At 47.3% G+C, this 13,057-nt stretch carries 19 protein-coding genes; 4 read left to right on the top strand and 15 right to left on the bottom strand.

Annotated elements, in window-relative coordinates; all coding sequences use genetic code 11:
- Positions 1 to 103: 103 nt before the first annotated feature.
- Positions 104 to 1,239, bottom strand: a protein-coding gene (locus ABLV12_RS06410) for an IS3 family transposase (protein WP_348866922.1) whose coding sequence is annotated in 2 segments (ribosomal slippage) — positions 104 to 993 and positions 993 to 1,239 — 1,137 coding nt in all. Because the reading frame shifts where the segments join, the coding sequence is not laid out codon by codon here.
- A 344-nt stretch (positions 1,240 to 1,583) separates the two neighbouring features.
- On the opposite strand from ABLV12_RS06410, the gene ABLV12_RS06405 reads away from it, so the two are divergent.
- Both ABLV12_RS06405 and yecR read left to right on the top strand, forming a co-directional pair.
- Positions 1,584 to 1,790 carry a hypothetical protein gene (locus ABLV12_RS06405; RefSeq protein ID WP_348866935.1) on the top strand — a complete coding sequence of 69 codons (207 nt, stop codon included), beginning with the start codon at positions 1,584 to 1,586 and terminating at the stop codon, positions 1,788 to 1,790.
- A 137-nt stretch (positions 1,791 to 1,927) separates the two neighbouring features.
- Entirely contained in the window at positions 1,928 to 2,248 is a 321-nt protein-coding gene (gene yecR, locus ABLV12_RS06400; RefSeq protein ID WP_075206124.1) for a YecR family lipoprotein, read from the top strand.
- Between the two features lie 45 nt (positions 2,249 to 2,293).
- Here the strand turns inward: yecR and ABLV12_RS06395 are convergent, their stop codons facing one another.
- The 12 genes from ABLV12_RS06395 to ABLV12_RS06340 all read right to left on the bottom strand — a co-directional run bounded on the left by ABLV12_RS06395 (position 2,294) and on the right by ABLV12_RS06340 (position 9,526).
- A complete protein-coding gene (locus ABLV12_RS06395) occupies positions 2,294 to 2,614 on the bottom strand; it encodes a hypothetical protein (protein ID WP_136846722.1) in 321 nt (106 codons plus the stop codon).
- Positions 2,615 to 2,632: 18 nt separating this feature from the next.
- Entirely contained in the window at positions 2,633 to 2,965 is a 333-nt protein-coding gene (locus tag ABLV12_RS06390; protein ID WP_109217463.1) for a hypothetical protein, read from the bottom strand.
- Between the two features lie 739 nt (positions 2,966 to 3,704).
- Positions 3,705 to 4,070: a TA system toxin CbtA family protein gene (locus tag ABLV12_RS06385; protein WP_142472409.1), complete on the bottom strand. Its 366-nt coding sequence runs from the start codon at positions 4,068 to 4,070 to the stop codon at positions 3,705 to 3,707.
- Positions 4,071 to 4,090: 20 nt separating this feature from the next.
- The gene (locus ABLV12_RS06380; RefSeq protein WP_063955256.1) at positions 4,091 to 4,447 is read right to left on the bottom strand and encodes a type IV toxin-antitoxin system YeeU family antitoxin; all 357 of its coding nucleotides are present in this window, start codon (positions 4,445 to 4,447) and stop codon (positions 4,091 to 4,093) included.
- Positions 4,448 to 4,472: 25 nt separating this feature from the next.
- Complete coding sequence (locus ABLV12_RS06375; protein ID WP_032680445.1) at positions 4,473 to 4,694, bottom strand: DUF987 domain-containing protein; 222 nt, start codon at positions 4,692 to 4,694, stop codon at positions 4,473 to 4,475.
- The gene (gene radC / locus ABLV12_RS06370; RefSeq protein WP_142472408.1) at positions 4,691 to 5,230 is read right to left on the bottom strand and encodes a DNA repair protein RadC; all 540 of its coding nucleotides are present in this window, start codon (positions 5,228 to 5,230) and stop codon (positions 4,691 to 4,693) included. Before radC ends, ABLV12_RS06375 begins: the two co-directional genes overlap by 4 nt.
- Positions 5,231 to 5,242: 12 nt before the next feature.
- Positions 5,243 to 5,686, bottom strand: coding sequence for an antirestriction protein (locus ABLV12_RS06365; protein WP_142472407.1), 444 nt, complete (start codon positions 5,684 to 5,686; stop codon positions 5,243 to 5,245).
- 30 nt (positions 5,687 to 5,716) lie between these two features.
- Positions 5,717 to 6,538, bottom strand: coding sequence for a DUF932 domain-containing protein (locus ABLV12_RS06360; protein ID WP_170726022.1), 822 nt, complete (start codon positions 6,536 to 6,538; stop codon positions 5,717 to 5,719).
- A gap of 119 nt (positions 6,539 to 6,657) precedes the next feature.
- On the bottom strand, positions 6,658 to 7,131 hold the full coding sequence (locus ABLV12_RS06355) for a hypothetical protein (RefSeq protein WP_348866920.1): 474 nt from the start codon (positions 7,129 to 7,131) through the stop codon (positions 6,658 to 6,660).
- A 71-nt stretch (positions 7,132 to 7,202) separates the two neighbouring features.
- Positions 7,203 to 7,655, bottom strand: a complete 453-nt coding sequence (locus ABLV12_RS06350) for a hypothetical protein (RefSeq protein ID WP_170726020.1) — start codon at positions 7,653 to 7,655, stop codon at positions 7,203 to 7,205.
- 35 nt (positions 7,656 to 7,690) lie between these two features.
- Positions 7,691 to 8,407, bottom strand: a complete 717-nt coding sequence (locus ABLV12_RS06345) for a WYL domain-containing protein (RefSeq protein WP_170726018.1) — start codon at positions 8,405 to 8,407, stop codon at positions 7,691 to 7,693.
- A gap of 243 nt (positions 8,408 to 8,650) precedes the next feature.
- Positions 8,651 to 9,526, bottom strand: a complete 876-nt coding sequence (locus tag ABLV12_RS06340) for a GTPase family protein (protein WP_348866919.1) — start codon at positions 9,524 to 9,526, stop codon at positions 8,651 to 8,653.
- 308 nt (positions 9,527 to 9,834) lie between these two features.
- On the opposite strand from ABLV12_RS06340, the gene ABLV12_RS06335 reads away from it, so the two are divergent.
- Positions 9,835 to 11,133, top strand: a complete 1,299-nt coding sequence (locus ABLV12_RS06335; RefSeq protein ID WP_348866918.1) for a hypothetical protein — start codon at positions 9,835 to 9,837, stop codon at positions 11,131 to 11,133.
- Between the two features lie 284 nt (positions 11,134 to 11,417).
- Here the strand turns inward: ABLV12_RS06335 and ABLV12_RS06330 are convergent, their stop codons facing one another.
- Both ABLV12_RS06330 and arsH read right to left on the bottom strand, forming a co-directional pair.
- Positions 11,418 to 11,636 carry a hypothetical protein gene (locus ABLV12_RS06330; protein WP_142471948.1) on the bottom strand — a complete coding sequence of 73 codons (219 nt, stop codon included), beginning with the start codon at positions 11,634 to 11,636 and terminating at the stop codon, positions 11,418 to 11,420.
- 300 nt (positions 11,637 to 11,936) lie between these two features.
- A complete protein-coding gene (gene arsH / locus ABLV12_RS06325) occupies positions 11,937 to 12,635 on the bottom strand; it encodes an arsenical resistance protein ArsH (RefSeq protein ID WP_142471947.1) in 699 nt (232 codons plus the stop codon).
- An 85-nt stretch (positions 12,636 to 12,720) separates the two neighbouring features.
- Here arsH and ABLV12_RS06320 point away from each other — a divergent pair, with 85 nt between their 5' ends.
- A complete protein-coding gene (locus tag ABLV12_RS06320) occupies positions 12,721 to 13,041 on the top strand; it encodes a transcriptional regulator (RefSeq protein ID WP_142471946.1) in 321 nt (106 codons plus the stop codon).
- Positions 13,042 to 13,057: the final 16 nt, after the last annotated feature.

Genomic DNA, 13,057 nt, shown 5'->3' with positions numbered 1-13,057 from the left:
CAGGGGAATGATAACGGAATTGAATGTTTCCCTGTTGTGGCACACTAAATTTGGCCACATGATGAAAGTGGACTGACCCCACGCCTGTAGACAAATTCTGTCCTCACGACGAGGCCTGTTCAAAGGCCTCCTGACTGACGCCGCCGAGGTGGCTGTGGCGCCGGGCCCGGTTGTAGAACACTTCAATGTAATCGAAGATATCCGCCCGGGTCAGATCCCGGGTTTTGTATATTCTCTTCCTGATGCGTTCTTTTTTCAGTGAACTGAAGAACGATTCGGCCACCGCATTATCCCAGCAGTTGCCACGCCGGCTCATGCTCGGTGCCAGGTGATTGGCCCGGCAGAAGCGCTGCCAGTCGTCACTGCCGTACTGACTACCTTGATCGCTATGTACGATGACCTCGCCGTCCGGTTTTCGGCGCCAGACCGCCATCATCAGCGCGTCGAGCGCCAGTTCGCGCGAGAGAGTGGGTTTCATCGACCAGCCGACCACATTACGGGCAAAGAGATCGATAACCACCGCCAGATACAGCCAGCCCTGCCAGGTGCGGATATAAGTAATATCGGTGACCCAGACCTGGTTGGCCCGGACAACGGTGAACTGCCGCTGCACGCGATTAGGAGCAACGATTGAAGGCCTGCCAGCGATACGACGTGGCGCTTTATAGCCGCGCACGGCTTTAATCCGGTTCAGTTGCATGATCCGACCCACCCGGTTTTTACCGCAGGTTTCCCCGATTTCGTTCAGATCGCCATGAACCCGCCGGTAACCGTATACGCCTCCGCTCAGGGAATATGAGTCGCGGATAAGTATCAGCAGGCGCTGGTTATCTTTATCACGCGCCGAGACAGGGTTATGCAGCCACGCATAGAACCCGGCCCGGGCGACATTCAGTACCCGACACATCGTCATCACACCCCATACAGTGCGGTGCTCATTGATAAAGCGGTACTTCAGTTGGGCTCCCTTGCAAAGTACCGCGCGGCCTTTTTCAGGATATCCCGTTCTCCTTCGGTACGTTTTAGCTGCGCCCGGAGTTTCAGGATCTCGCTTTTCGCTTCCAGTAAATCCCGGGCATGCTGCTCGCTGTTATCAGGTTTGATAGCCCGTAGCCACTTGTAGAGGCTGTGTGCAGAGACGCCCAGACGGTCAGATACTTCGGCGACGGAATAACCGCGTTCCGTTATCTGACGGACGGCTTCTTCCTTAAATTCGGGTGTAAATCGTGGTGTGCCCATACGCTCCTCCTATGCTCAAACTATAGGGCAGGATCGTCTACCAGGGCGGGGTCAGTCCAAGTATCAATTAACGGTATCATCATTAAATATTGGTATCATAAAGTAAATATGCTGTATTGTTGACACTAAAACGAGACTATGCAAAGAGATATCAACAAATGAACGATTTATGACACCAAAGATAAGAGCTAGAGGTGTATGATATTCGAGCAAGATCGCGGTAAATTCTTGACGGCTGGCCTGTCACGTCAGGCAGTGCTCCAACAGAGCCGGGGATATTTTCAACAGGAGAATGTAAACTGGGAGGATAAAGAGACGGGACACCCACGGGGTAGGTTGTGGAAATGAAGAAAATTTTACTATGTGTTGTGGCACTGCTGCCGCTGACGGCACAGGCGGGAAGGATCACGTTGCAACTGACCGAGCAGACCGAGACAGCCAACGGGACGCTATGCCGTTATTCTAATTCTATCTACGATTTTGTGTACAAAACGAACAGCAAGCATTGCCCATCAGTGAAAAACTTCAATACGAAGGATTCAGGAAAGTAAAAACCACGCTTACAGCAAGCAACTACCAATTATTGTGATCAATGGAAATAAGAATACCCTTAAAATTGAATTAAAAATACCTTAATATTAGAAACTCTTTGAAACAACTATAATAACTCATTCTTTAGGGTGATCTAATGCGCAAAGGTTTACTGGTATTACTGGCTTCAACACTAGTGCTATCTGGTTGTGCCACTAAAAAACAACTTGTTCCGACTGGCGGTAGCAAATCTGATGGTACTGTCCGTATGAGCTATTCGTATGGAATGTTTGAAAGCCCGGTAGTTGACCCATCACAAGGCATGACCGCAGCTAAAGCACGTTGCGCAGCGTGGGGTTATTCTGGTGCAGAACCTTTTGGTGGATTTACTTCTCAGTGCTCACAGCCGTCTTCTTCTGGCTGTATGCAAACACTCGTGACTATTGAATATCAATGCACTGGTGATATTAAGAAGTAATGTCATAAGCCCCCTATGCCAAAGGTTTTGGCATAGGGGGGATAGTTACTTCCTTAAGCTCTCTGGTATGCCAAGGCTGAATTTTGAAACATATGTTACTATAGGTATTTCTTCATTAGATCCGGCGGGTTTCTTTGTAACTTCACCTTTGATAGGTTCCTCGGTTTGAAATCCTATTGCGTCAACCAATATTAAACTATGGAGATCATCATTTTTCCTATCTTGAATGATGCCTTTAGCTTCCAATTGGCTAACAACTTCCCGTAGGAAATAATCCATACGTCCAAAGTATTCTTTTTCAACCCTGATACTAATTAGCAGTTCTGAAAATATAGAATCTTTGTATATATCAACAGCATAACTCATAACCATCTCCATTTAACATTATTCTTTTTCGTAATACTCAATATCCTGGTTATCAAGCTCGCCTTTCCGGGAAATCTTAATCGAAAAACGTTTGAATGTTTTAAAAAATTCATCGAGCGTCATATCAACTCTTACTTTTCGTAAGCCATATTCATCATCAGTGATATATGCGTTAACACTTAGGTATCGCTGACCAGAGTAAAAAGAGATGGCTTTAACAATCTCCCCATCTTTCAGAAGCCCTTTATCTCTCAAAAAATCGCTAAAATCCTCTTGATCCGCACCATCTGCCGCAACACTGCCTTTCCAATCATCATACTGTGCAGAAGCCTTAAAATGATCTTTCTCCATCTTTTTATCCTTTAGTGTGTGTAGTTAGAAGTAGCGTAGTTCAAATTAAGGACAATACAAACCATTTAGCGCCGTGTTGGGCATACCAACATCCAGCGCCGAAGGCGTATCATCAGTTGCTTATCAGTTAACCGCTCTCTTATCGAGTACCGATCATTTATGGCTCGGTGAACACCACGGCAGAGCCAGCCCCTTTCCCGGACTGGTTAGGCTTCCCAACATTCGCTCGTTTATCCGTGGCGTGTCATCACGACAGGCTGTTACGGGACACCGCGCTAAGTGTGGAACGGTTAAAAGTTGTGGGATTGATTAAAGACGTTGGCAGCGTCATCAGCTTCGAGTTGATAGCGGTTCGTGGGGACTATTCACGCTTTATACCTGTTCGAGCTTTACAACTACAGGCCGCTACGTGCTAACATCCCTGAATAGCCACTGTTAACCATAGCTGCAACTGTTGGTCATAGAATCCCTTAAAAAAAGACTGTACCTTGAGATCGAAAATCGTCTCAAGTCATTATTTTAAAGGATTTTGTTGTGTGAGTGCCGATAATAGGAACATAACACAACCTATATAACCATTGATAAGTATATACATTTTCTTGTTTCATCTTTATAAATGCCCCCTTTTGTGCCCCCACCTTGTTTTTCATGCGACTCGATGAGCCTTTCACCGAGTCGCCAATATCACCAATTTGTTCACAGACCGTGCAAATCCTCTCGGCTCCTGAAGTCTTTCTCACTACCGCGATCGGCTAAGAACTATATTACTTACTTCCCGGTAAGAAAAACGAGTCATCAGTCCGCAAGCTCTTATGGCATGAAGTATGTCTTTCACGGTCAAATATGATGCTTGCTCCTGTGAGGTAAAACCTTTGCGATCGATCCGAACCAACTCATATTTCTCCACCAAAAAGTTAACGACATTAACCAGAGTGATACCGGCATCGATATGTTCCTGTATAACAGTTTCATCACAGAACGGCGTATCGTTCAGGGTCAAACCATAGTGTTGCTCCAGCAGGTGTTTAAGTAGCATTTGCCAGACGGGAACGGGCGAAAGACATGGCTTCGCCGCCCGCATGTTTCTTGCAGGTAGAAATTTCATTTTTGATCTCGTGTATTTAATTAGCGTTGAGTTGGGTAAACGGCGATGTATACGTAGCCGCAACTACCAAGTGTGTCAGCTTCGCAAGTGAGCCCATTATGATATAGCGTGACGCAGTGCTTATACTGCGGATTGAGCTCGCCGCTGGTCAGCATTAGTTCCAATTGTTTGAGTATCAGGGGAAAAGCCTGGTCCAGGCGCAACGCATCCTTGTCGCGGAAAGCACCGTTAAACCCGGCCCGGTCAGCAAGAAAATGCAGGCGGTTGCCTTCATGTACCAGACGAGCGCCAAAACAGGGTGTGATCGTGCGCTTTAGTCCCCACTGTTGGCAGGTAATATTCTCCGGTTTGGTACCGGATTCTGAGTGATTGTTCATTATTGTTCCTGATTAAATGGAAGGATTAATTGAGAGTGACACTTCGAAGAATGACATAGGGACCATTGCGATCCTGACGGCGCTCAGCAAACACTGCCAAAACACCGCGTATGTCCTGAACTTCCCGGCCAGCATAATGGCAGATACTGCCGGACCATTTATATTTGCCGGTACAGAAGCGAAACAGCCGGGAGCCTGGATGCTGTCGGTACAAAGCCATTGCCTGGCGTTTACTGATGATTTTCATATCCAGCCTCGCTCAGCAAACGACACAATGCCCTCTGAGCCGATGATCAGATGATCGAGCGTGTTCACATCAACCAGTGCTAACGCTTCTTTAAGCCTACCCGTAATGTTGCGGTCACATTGACTGGGCTCAGGATCGCCGGAAGGATGGTTGTGTGCGAGGACGACAGCTGCAGCATTGGAGCGAAGCGCTGACTTCACTACCTCGCGGGGATGGACCTGGACATGGTTAATCGAACCGGCAAATAGTGTTTCACTCTCCAGTAAACGGTGCTGGTTATCGAGATAGAGCACCATAAACACTTCCCGCTCCTGTCCGGCCAGCTGTAGCCGAAGCCAGTCACGAGCAGCAGTACTGGAGGTAAAGGATTTCCCGGGCTGACGCAGATATTTATCCAGTAGATTGATAGCGCGGCGAATGGTGCGTTGGGCATAGGGGGTTAATCCGGCGGTCGCAGGGAGCAAATAACCATGCGGGGCCATAATCAGTGGAGAGAGTTCAGGCTGCGTTGACACCGGGGATAATGCGGTATTCATGTCAGGTATTCCTCAGTCGATGAGATGCATAATGGCGCTGCATTCCGGATGGATTAGCGCGTAGTCGCGTAAGAGATAATAGTGTTCAGTCATCGCGTCACACTCGGTGCGACAGGCGTGGTGGTTGTAAGCCATCAGACAGGCGACCATCCCTGCAGCTTCACTGGTAAGCTCTGCGCCATTGCCGTTCATGCTGTTGAACAATGTCCACTTCTCATCGTGCTCTGACTCGGGAGCCATAAAAGCGCCGCCGTTGCTGAGCGTCGAAAAGCGCCAGATACCACCGTGGTAATCGGCACACAGCCGCTCCATCCAGGCGAAAATGCGGGGTTCAAGGGTTATCCATTGTGGGATGGAACCAAAGTGCTGCGGCCAGAAGCCGATGCGTAACTCGTCCGGGACCAATGAGGCAGTAATTGCAGTATGCTTCGCGAACTGATGATTTTGTGTATTCATTAAACTATCTCCTTATGCCGGAAGGGTTGTTTAACGCCCGAAAAAATCGAGCATGTTTTCTGCCATTACCCACAGGGCGCGATTGAGCTTCACATCGCCGTCAATGCCGGTAACAGCACGGGTGCGGCTGCTTTTCCCCTGTGCGGTTCGCCCTGACAGACCTCCTTTCATCAGGTTCTCCTGTACCCTCTGATAGACGGTCCACAGGTCGTCGCTGTAATCCTCCCGGCGACGAGGGGTCAGCAACTGCGATACCGTGACCGGCTGGTGGTCTTCACCAAAGCGATACTTCAGCGCGGCATTCGCCAGGACGTTACGGGCTGGTTCTGGCAGTGCCAGTGACTGCATTGCATCGCGCTTCTCCTCCACCCGGTCAAACACACCGAGCACTTCGTAAGCCCCTTCAATCACCTTCTCGACGACATTACCTTTATGCGGTACCCGCACTTCGCCGAATGACTGACCGCAGACCAGGCCGTTGGTACAGACGCCACGAAACAGTCCCGGAAGCATCTGATAGCTCGAGGAGCCGTCATGACTGTTGAGCAAAATGATTTCCGGTACCTGATGCCCGGTCAGTTGACCGGCACGACGCAGGCGAAGCATGTGTTTGGTGTGCTCCCGCTTGCTCAGGTCACGGACCTTCGTCTGGCAGGCAAAGAACGGCTCAAAGCCTTCACGCTGCAGGCTTTCGAGAATGGTAATGGTAGGGATGTAGGTGTAACGGTCTGAACGAGATTCATGCTTGTCACTTCCGAACACGCTGGGGACATGGCTCATCAGCTCTTCATGGGTCAGAGGCCGGTCACGGCGTATCTGGTTTATACGGCCAAAGCGGCTGGCTAATCGCATGGCTAACTCCTTATCTGATAATGAAATAAAAACAAAAAGGCCATGTTCCCGAAGGAGCATGGCCTGTTGGTATCTGGTGTTGGTGTGTTGCGGGCTGTAGAGAACTGAAATGTGAAGGATTAATCGCTGTAATGGGTGGTTCTGCAGCCACTGAGGTCAGACAATTCTTTCTGCGTATTCTTCAGCCCCGGACTGAAGGTGCCAACTTTGTTATTGTTGACGTAAACATCGAAATTAGACGAATGACCCAGCGCGTCAATAAATGACACCCAGGCATTGTCACCGTTTCGCCAGCCGAGGAATGACGGTAACGGATACTGACTGTTATCCATGACGACCGTTATTTCTGTCCCGTCGTCGTGAGAACTTACTGATGTTCCATCAGGCAGGGTGAGATCAACACCGTGTTGCAGAATATTCTGCGCATCCGGATTGCCAGTACAGTTCAGATTAAACACCACCTTCTCCGGGCTGGTAATGATATATTCGGTCACGCCCATCCCAAAACCACTTGTCCACATATTGGGAATAGCCTGTGCTGTTGATACAGAAGCCAGTATAGCTGCTGTAAATATTACGTAAGGCAATCGCATAATGTTGTCCTCAAATCATGTAATAAAGCTTTTGTTGTTCAAAACAATAAAGTAATGAATAAACAGCTGGGTCATTTTATTTGTTTGTAGCGAAACGCTTCTTTCCCGGCATAAATCCCGACGAGATCGTCATAACGAGGGTCCTTTTTATTCGTGCGGAACGTTACTTTCATATCCGGACTGCACATATCCTTCATGGTGAGATTGAATTCTTTATCTGGCGTAATCGTATAGCCTGTTGCTACACCGTCTTTACTGGGAGTGATCCACCCCCATATGCCACCCGGACAATCTCTGGAAGGTTTCGAGCGAACAACAATAAACCATCCCATTGAATCCACTTCCGTCGCTGTACACAGTTTTCTGACCTGACGGTGGGCATCGCACCAGAATATATTCCCACTCTTATTATTCACTGCCGCAGGCAGGAACCCGCTATAAGGACGTGCTGCGTGAGCATTACCTGCGATAAGTAAGGGGAACAACATGACTGGCAGTAAAGACAATAAGTTCAATTTTTTCATTGCATTAACCTTACATTTAATTATGGAGACCATCTCTAATCAGTTTGTCCGGATTGCCCCCGACTTTCTGATGGAGAAAATGAATTCAGCGACTGTTGAATAAAACGGAAATGAGGTAAGGCTAAGATAAAATGTTTGTCCTCCGACAGCTGATGGAGAAGCTCACTGCGAATAAATGTTTCCCGGGATGGCCTTACCAGATGAATCTCATCCAACCGGAAGACACGTAATTGCCTGTTATGTTCAGCGACCAGATACCAGTAACCATCCAGGGCGATTAGCCGGTAAGGTGCAACGGCCTCATGACGCTTCCCTTCAGTCAGAATGGTGATGCGCTGACATCCCGAAATAGCTCTGACCAGCCTGTAGAAGCAGAGCTTTCCTGCCGGGGGATGAGGTCTGTCCTGATGCCATACCAGACAAGGTCGCTCATCACAGTCCAGCAGGCTGCTGACCAGTCGCCGGTCAAAGCCCGGGAAAACCCCGGCCAACCCCGTGCGGTGAGCAAAGGTCAGAATATCTATTTCCTGCCGCGTACTGTGAATATCTGAGCGCAGACTGCACTGCCCCTGGTAATAATCCAGGTCGAGATACATCAGACGTTCCCGAAAGTCACGACGTAACGTGCGCTCTGACACCCCGAATTCAGTTGCCAGTTTGCGAATAAACAGAGTTTCACCGGACACCAGACGGCTGATAATCAACGACAACCTGACGGCAAGCCGGTCATGTCGCCGCTCCTGAAGCGTCATGAAAAATTTCTCCTGAGAAGTTAACTCTATGAATTAATGATGATTACTTTAAAGGAAGGAGTGGACAGGGTATGGACAACATCGGAACTATTTTTTATGAGCAGTCCAGCCTTGTGGGCGCTCGTCTGACAGATAATGATGCTTCGCCTGATTTAATTGATGATAAAACGCAGTGGAAAGGACGTGTCCACAATCAACACATCATTAACAACCAGTTCATCATTCGCAGAGAAAATTGCGATATCAGAAGAATATCCAGTCCCAGACGGCCCGTGCGACCGACACCACCGCATCATGCACGGTACGAATCACCGTTTTCAATGGCGCAGGCAGCAATGACGATGACTCAGCCGTATCGAAAACACGGCCCACAGCGTCACCGAAACTGTCACGGGCCTGCGACTTTACCGGCTCTGTGCAGAGTCTCCCGTGCAGTTGTGTCACCACCGGGCTGGTGGCGCGGTCAGGCAGACAGCGCATCATGGTTGCCACCATATCCTCAATGCCCCATCCAGTGCTGGCGGACACCGCACAGACCGGATGATGCGGTTTAAACATCGCCATAATCGCAGCCTGCTTCGCTTTAAGATTTCCCTGTTGGTGTGTTGAAGGTTTGCTGGTGAGGGTATCCCATTCATAACAGGGTTCGATTTTGTCGGCCTGGTTAATCACAAACAGTACCTCTTGCCTGTAAGGTTGCATCACACCGAGCCAGAACTGCTCGTCCACGGTCAGTGCCCGATCATCGGCCTTAATGACCCACAGCACCAGGTCCAGCTCCGGCAGCATTTGACGGTACAGGGCCCGGTACTCATGATCCCGTCGCCCGTTTTCACCTACACCCGGTAAATCGACAATCACCAGACTGTGACGACCGCTGCGCAACCGGAAGCGCAGTACGTCGCGAGTACAGGCGTTCACATCACTCACCGGGGACACCTCGCCCTGGAAAAGTTCGTTGCAGAGAGAGGATTTACCTGTACCACTTTTGCCCATGATTCCAATCACCGGCTCGTAATGGGTCAGGTTCTGGATACGTTCAAGAATAAGCTTGCGAAGTGTGCGCGGAAGCGACGCAAGCGGTTGTTCAAAGGCCTGGAGGCCGTCAGGTTTATTCATACAGTAGTCTCAGCGTGAAAAATTAAAAAACCCCGCGTTTCAGTCAGGAAGGCGGGGGATTCACAGAGATGATATCTATCTGAAATTACTTTGAATTTTAGATTAACACGTAAACGGACTTCTGCAGCGCAGAACTAAAAGATGTCCGCTTAGTGCCAGGAGCGGATGCGACCCATCGGCATGTTTTAGTCGTCGCAAGCAAATCATAACGGTTAATTGTTGAGTAGATTTTTCATGTCAATTTATATTATTGTAGATAAGTCTGATAAAAATTTCAGTCACATCCTCTTGGATAATAAGGAAGTTATATGAAAGCTCGTTTAATACCACCGTACGAAAACTACACTGGCAATGTTTTATGGCGAAAAGAGGATTTTATTAATAAAGTCGACGATATCTCAACATCTCTAAAAAAGTTAAGAGATATGGGATATTGGGCCAGTGCCTATCCTGAAGGAGATGGCATTACATTTAAATACACCAAGGATAGTTATCAAAAAAGCAGTATCGAAATTCTAGAAGACTTCTCAATATGCTTTGAGTGGGTAGAAATAGAGTTAGCTAAATCAAGAAGCTCTAACCTAGAATTAGCTGAATTAGAGGGTAAAAACAAAAATATGGAGTGCATAGTTATTGTGCCGATTGAGAAGATTTTCATTCAGGAAACCATCGAGATCGGAAAGTATATTTTTTATTGCGGAAGACAATTTGATGAAGAGTCACATAAGCGATTATCAGAGCAAGATGGTTCGTATATACAGTTTAACTGTGACCTACCATATGTTGATTTATTAAAACTTAATTCAAGCATTGATCATAACAGCCATGTTATAAACATGTGTTTGTCTATAGCTGAATATGCGCTTGATTTAGTCAGATTTTCTCACAGCTCATTTACACGTATGGAATATACCCCTAATCCTGCAGGTCAACGCTCTGACGGATTTTATGATATAGAAATCATTCCTCGTGAGATGACTCATCTTAAACCAATTAAGATAAGTGGAATATCAAGACCCCTTGCCGTGAGTAATAATTGGCTAGGCCCTCAGGTTGACAGCTTGTATTACCCTGGGTTGCAATATTTATCTTCTATCTACGATGGAATCGTTGAAAATGAACTTTCAAAATTAGTTAGCTCCGTAGTTAGGGCATGTAGGCAATCTTTTTATTCAATTGGCGCGGAATCACAATTTCTAAACCTAGTCTTTGCACTTGATGGTCTTGCTAATATTGACCCAAACTGGAAAGGATGGAAGCAAAGGACCTACATTGCAGCACTTACATGTAATAACTCACTAATCAAATTTAAGAAAAACCTAGAAGTTTATGACGAGTTATATACTGACGTAAGAAACAAGCTTGTTCATGATGGTAAAGATTTTTACGAACTTAACGTCAACGCGAACGAATCCTCTGAACAAATCTTTAAGTATATTAAGATAATTATAATACTCATCGAAAGTAACGGCTTTTCCACTTTGCAAGAATTAAGAGATTATGCAGTTCACCTACTTCAGCAGGAGGGTTATAGAACTGCTTCTGTTGAGATAATTGACAAAGTATCTCTTTTAAGAGGAAAAAAACCTAATTATCCTTCATGGTGATTAAATCAACGTGCTAATTAATTTTTAATATAACTTCTGCTCCTCGCTCATAGCGGACAGTTTCATCCCTATGTGCTCCCATCAGCCTTCATTGGCTCATATGTGGCTTTCGAGAGCTCCGCTGGTGCCAGCCTGTCAGCGATACTTGCGCAGCAAACTCGCCGCGCATATACGGTTTGGGGTTACCTTTTATCAAACGCTAAGACTACTATTCGCCTGCCAAATTTTTTGGATAAAAGCCATCATTACCAAAGCAACATTGAAAAATGCTTAATTAAAAGTGCTCACGCCTGCATTCCCTTAGCCCGTGCCAGGTTAATTCTTTCAACGCATTCCCTAAACGCTTTTAGTTGCTCCGTAGAGAGTTCAGATTCATCGATTTTGACCAGAAGAACGTTGAGAGAGCGTTCAATATCATTTTTAATTAACCGTAAGCAGATAACCTTAACCCAACGTGGAGAGAACTTACTAAGGCCAATTGCTCTTGTGATTTGAAATTTCATGCGATGCCTCTCAACCGCCAGTGTGCCGATTTTCAACCTCGGTTATAACACGCAATGGACAGGACGTCTGTTATTCCTTCGCCTAAAATTTAGCATGAAGCGCTTAGCTTGCGTGCAACCAGGATTTCATTAAACATCAAAATTAGTTTCGCATCATGACGCGCAAGCGCCACGTCATAACCAGAGTTACTAGCTCACCTTAAGGTAGTTTTTCATATTCTGACACAGGATGGGATATCTCCTTTATGCCATAGCGGATGTTATTAATCTCATGCAGTATGGATTCATGAAAAACATACGTTAAATTTTGTCCTGATTGACACGGGATGAAAGCTCCTGATAGCTCTCTTTTTTCTCGCTGTAACGATCTGCAAGATAACCAGTTTGTCCCTTAAGCAGCACAGTGATTTTAAACAGCTCCTCGGCTACATCGACGATACGGTCATACCATGACGAAGGTTTCATTCGGCCGTTTTCGTCGAACTCTTGCCATGCCTTAGCAATGGATGACTGGTTGGGGATAGTGAACATCCTCATCCATCGGCCCAGAATGCGCATTTGGTTCACCGCATTAAAGGACTGCGAACCACCGCAGACCTGCATCACTGCAAGTGTTTTGCCCTGTGAAGGACGAACCGCGCCTTCACTTAAGGGTATCCAGTCGATCTGCGCCTTCATAACTGCGCTCATAGCCCCGTGCCGTTCCGGAGAACTCCACACCATCCCGTCACACCATCTGACCAGACCGCGTAGCTCGGTGACTTTAGGATGCGTGTCCGGAGCATCATCCGGCAGGGGTAAACCGGAGGGGTTAAAGAGTTTTACCTCCGCGCCCATCGCCGTGAGCAGGCGACCAGCTTCTTCTTCGGAAAAGCGGCTGTACGAACGCTCTCTTACTGAGCCATACAGGATTAGAATCCGTGGCGGCTCCTGCAGGTGCAGGCGTTCAGCGATGTGTAGATCAAAGCATTCGGTGTTCAGGGCAGGAAATTGTTCCATTTTTCTCCTCCGGAGAGAATAGATGATTTCAAAGTCAATGCATATGATTTACCATATGTATATTCTAAAGGGAATGGAGTGATAAATGCTACAACCTGTTCAGCTTTTCAAAATCCTGTCGGATGAAACACGGCTTGCCATCGTCATGCTTCTCCGGGAGTCCGGTGAACTGTGCGTCTGCGATATCTGCGCGGTCACCTCCCAATCACAGCCCAAAATTTCGCGACATATGGCTATCCTTCGCGAGGCTGAACTGGTTCTTGACCGTCGGGAAGGCAAATGGATCCACTATCGTCTGTCACCCCATATACCGGCGTGGGCAGCAGAGACAATCACGACGACCTGGCTGTGTCTGCGCGAGGATGTACGTGAATGGCTGAACAAATCAGCCTGTACCTCCTGCTGAGACAGTAAACATATTT

The sequence above is a fragment of the Klebsiella sp. CN_Kp100 genome (genome assembly GCF_040065315.1).
GTDB lineage: Bacteria > Pseudomonadota > Gammaproteobacteria > Enterobacterales > Enterobacteriaceae > Klebsiella > Klebsiella oxytoca.
Note: the sequence above shows the minus strand (reverse complement) of the source record. Positions and strands in the feature narration are given on the sequence as shown.

Excerpts from the sequence above, each read along its gene's own strand:
- ABLV12_RS06405 (WP_348866935.1), top strand. The coding sequence starts at position 1,584 with ATGAAGAAAATTTTACTATGTGTTGTGGCACTGCTGCCGCTGACGGCA.
- ABLV12_RS06335 (WP_348866918.1), top strand. The coding sequence starts at position 9,835 with ATGAAAGCTCGTTTAATACCACCGTACGAAAACTACACTGGCAATGTT.
- arsH (WP_142471947.1), bottom strand. The coding sequence starts at position 12,635 with ATGGAACAATTTCCTGCCCTGAACACCGAATGCTTTGATCTACACATC.
- ABLV12_RS06380 (WP_063955256.1), bottom strand. The coding sequence starts at position 4,447 with ATGAACAATCACTCAGAATCCGGTACCAAACCGGAGAATATTACCTGC.
- radC (WP_142472408.1), bottom strand. The coding sequence starts at position 5,230 with ATGAATACCGCATTATCCCCGGTGTCAACGCAGCCTGAACTCTCTCCA.
- yecR (WP_075206124.1), top strand. The coding sequence starts at position 1,928 with ATGCGCAAAGGTTTACTGGTATTACTGGCTTCAACACTAGTGCTATCT.
- ABLV12_RS06390 (WP_109217463.1), bottom strand. The coding sequence starts at position 2,965 with ATGGAGAAAGATCATTTTAAGGCTTCTGCACAGTATGATGATTGGAAA.
- ABLV12_RS06350 (WP_170726020.1), bottom strand. The coding sequence starts at position 7,655 with ATGAAAAAATTGAACTTATTGTCTTTACTGCCAGTCATGTTGTTCCCC.
- ABLV12_RS06360 (WP_170726022.1), bottom strand. The coding sequence starts at position 6,538 with ATGCGATTAGCCAGCCGCTTTGGCCGTATAAACCAGATACGCCGTGAC.
- ABLV12_RS06340 (WP_348866919.1), bottom strand. The coding sequence starts at position 9,526 with ATGAATAAACCTGACGGCCTCCAGGCCTTTGAACAACCGCTTGCGTCG.
- ABLV12_RS06395 (WP_136846722.1), bottom strand. The coding sequence starts at position 2,614 with ATGAGTTATGCTGTTGATATATACAAAGATTCTATATTTTCAGAACTG.
- ABLV12_RS06365 (WP_142472407.1), bottom strand. The coding sequence starts at position 5,686 with ATGAATACACAAAATCATCAGTTCGCGAAGCATACTGCAATTACTGCC.
- ABLV12_RS06330 (WP_142471948.1), bottom strand. The coding sequence starts at position 11,636 with ATGAAATTTCAAATCACAAGAGCAATTGGCCTTAGTAAGTTCTCTCCA.
- ABLV12_RS06375 (WP_032680445.1), bottom strand. The coding sequence starts at position 4,694 with ATGAAAATCATCAGTAAACGCCAGGCAATGGCTTTGTACCGACAGCAT.
- ABLV12_RS06320 (WP_142471946.1), top strand. The coding sequence starts at position 12,721 with ATGCTACAACCTGTTCAGCTTTTCAAAATCCTGTCGGATGAAACACGG.
- ABLV12_RS06385 (WP_142472409.1), bottom strand. The coding sequence starts at position 4,070 with ATGAAATTTCTACCTGCAAGAAACATGCGGGCGGCGAAGCCATGTCTT.
- ABLV12_RS06355 (WP_348866920.1), bottom strand. The coding sequence starts at position 7,131 with ATGCGATTGCCTTACGTAATATTTACAGCAGCTATACTGGCTTCTGTA.
- ABLV12_RS06345 (WP_170726018.1), bottom strand. The coding sequence starts at position 8,407 with ATGACGCTTCAGGAGCGGCGACATGACCGGCTTGCCGTCAGGTTGTCG.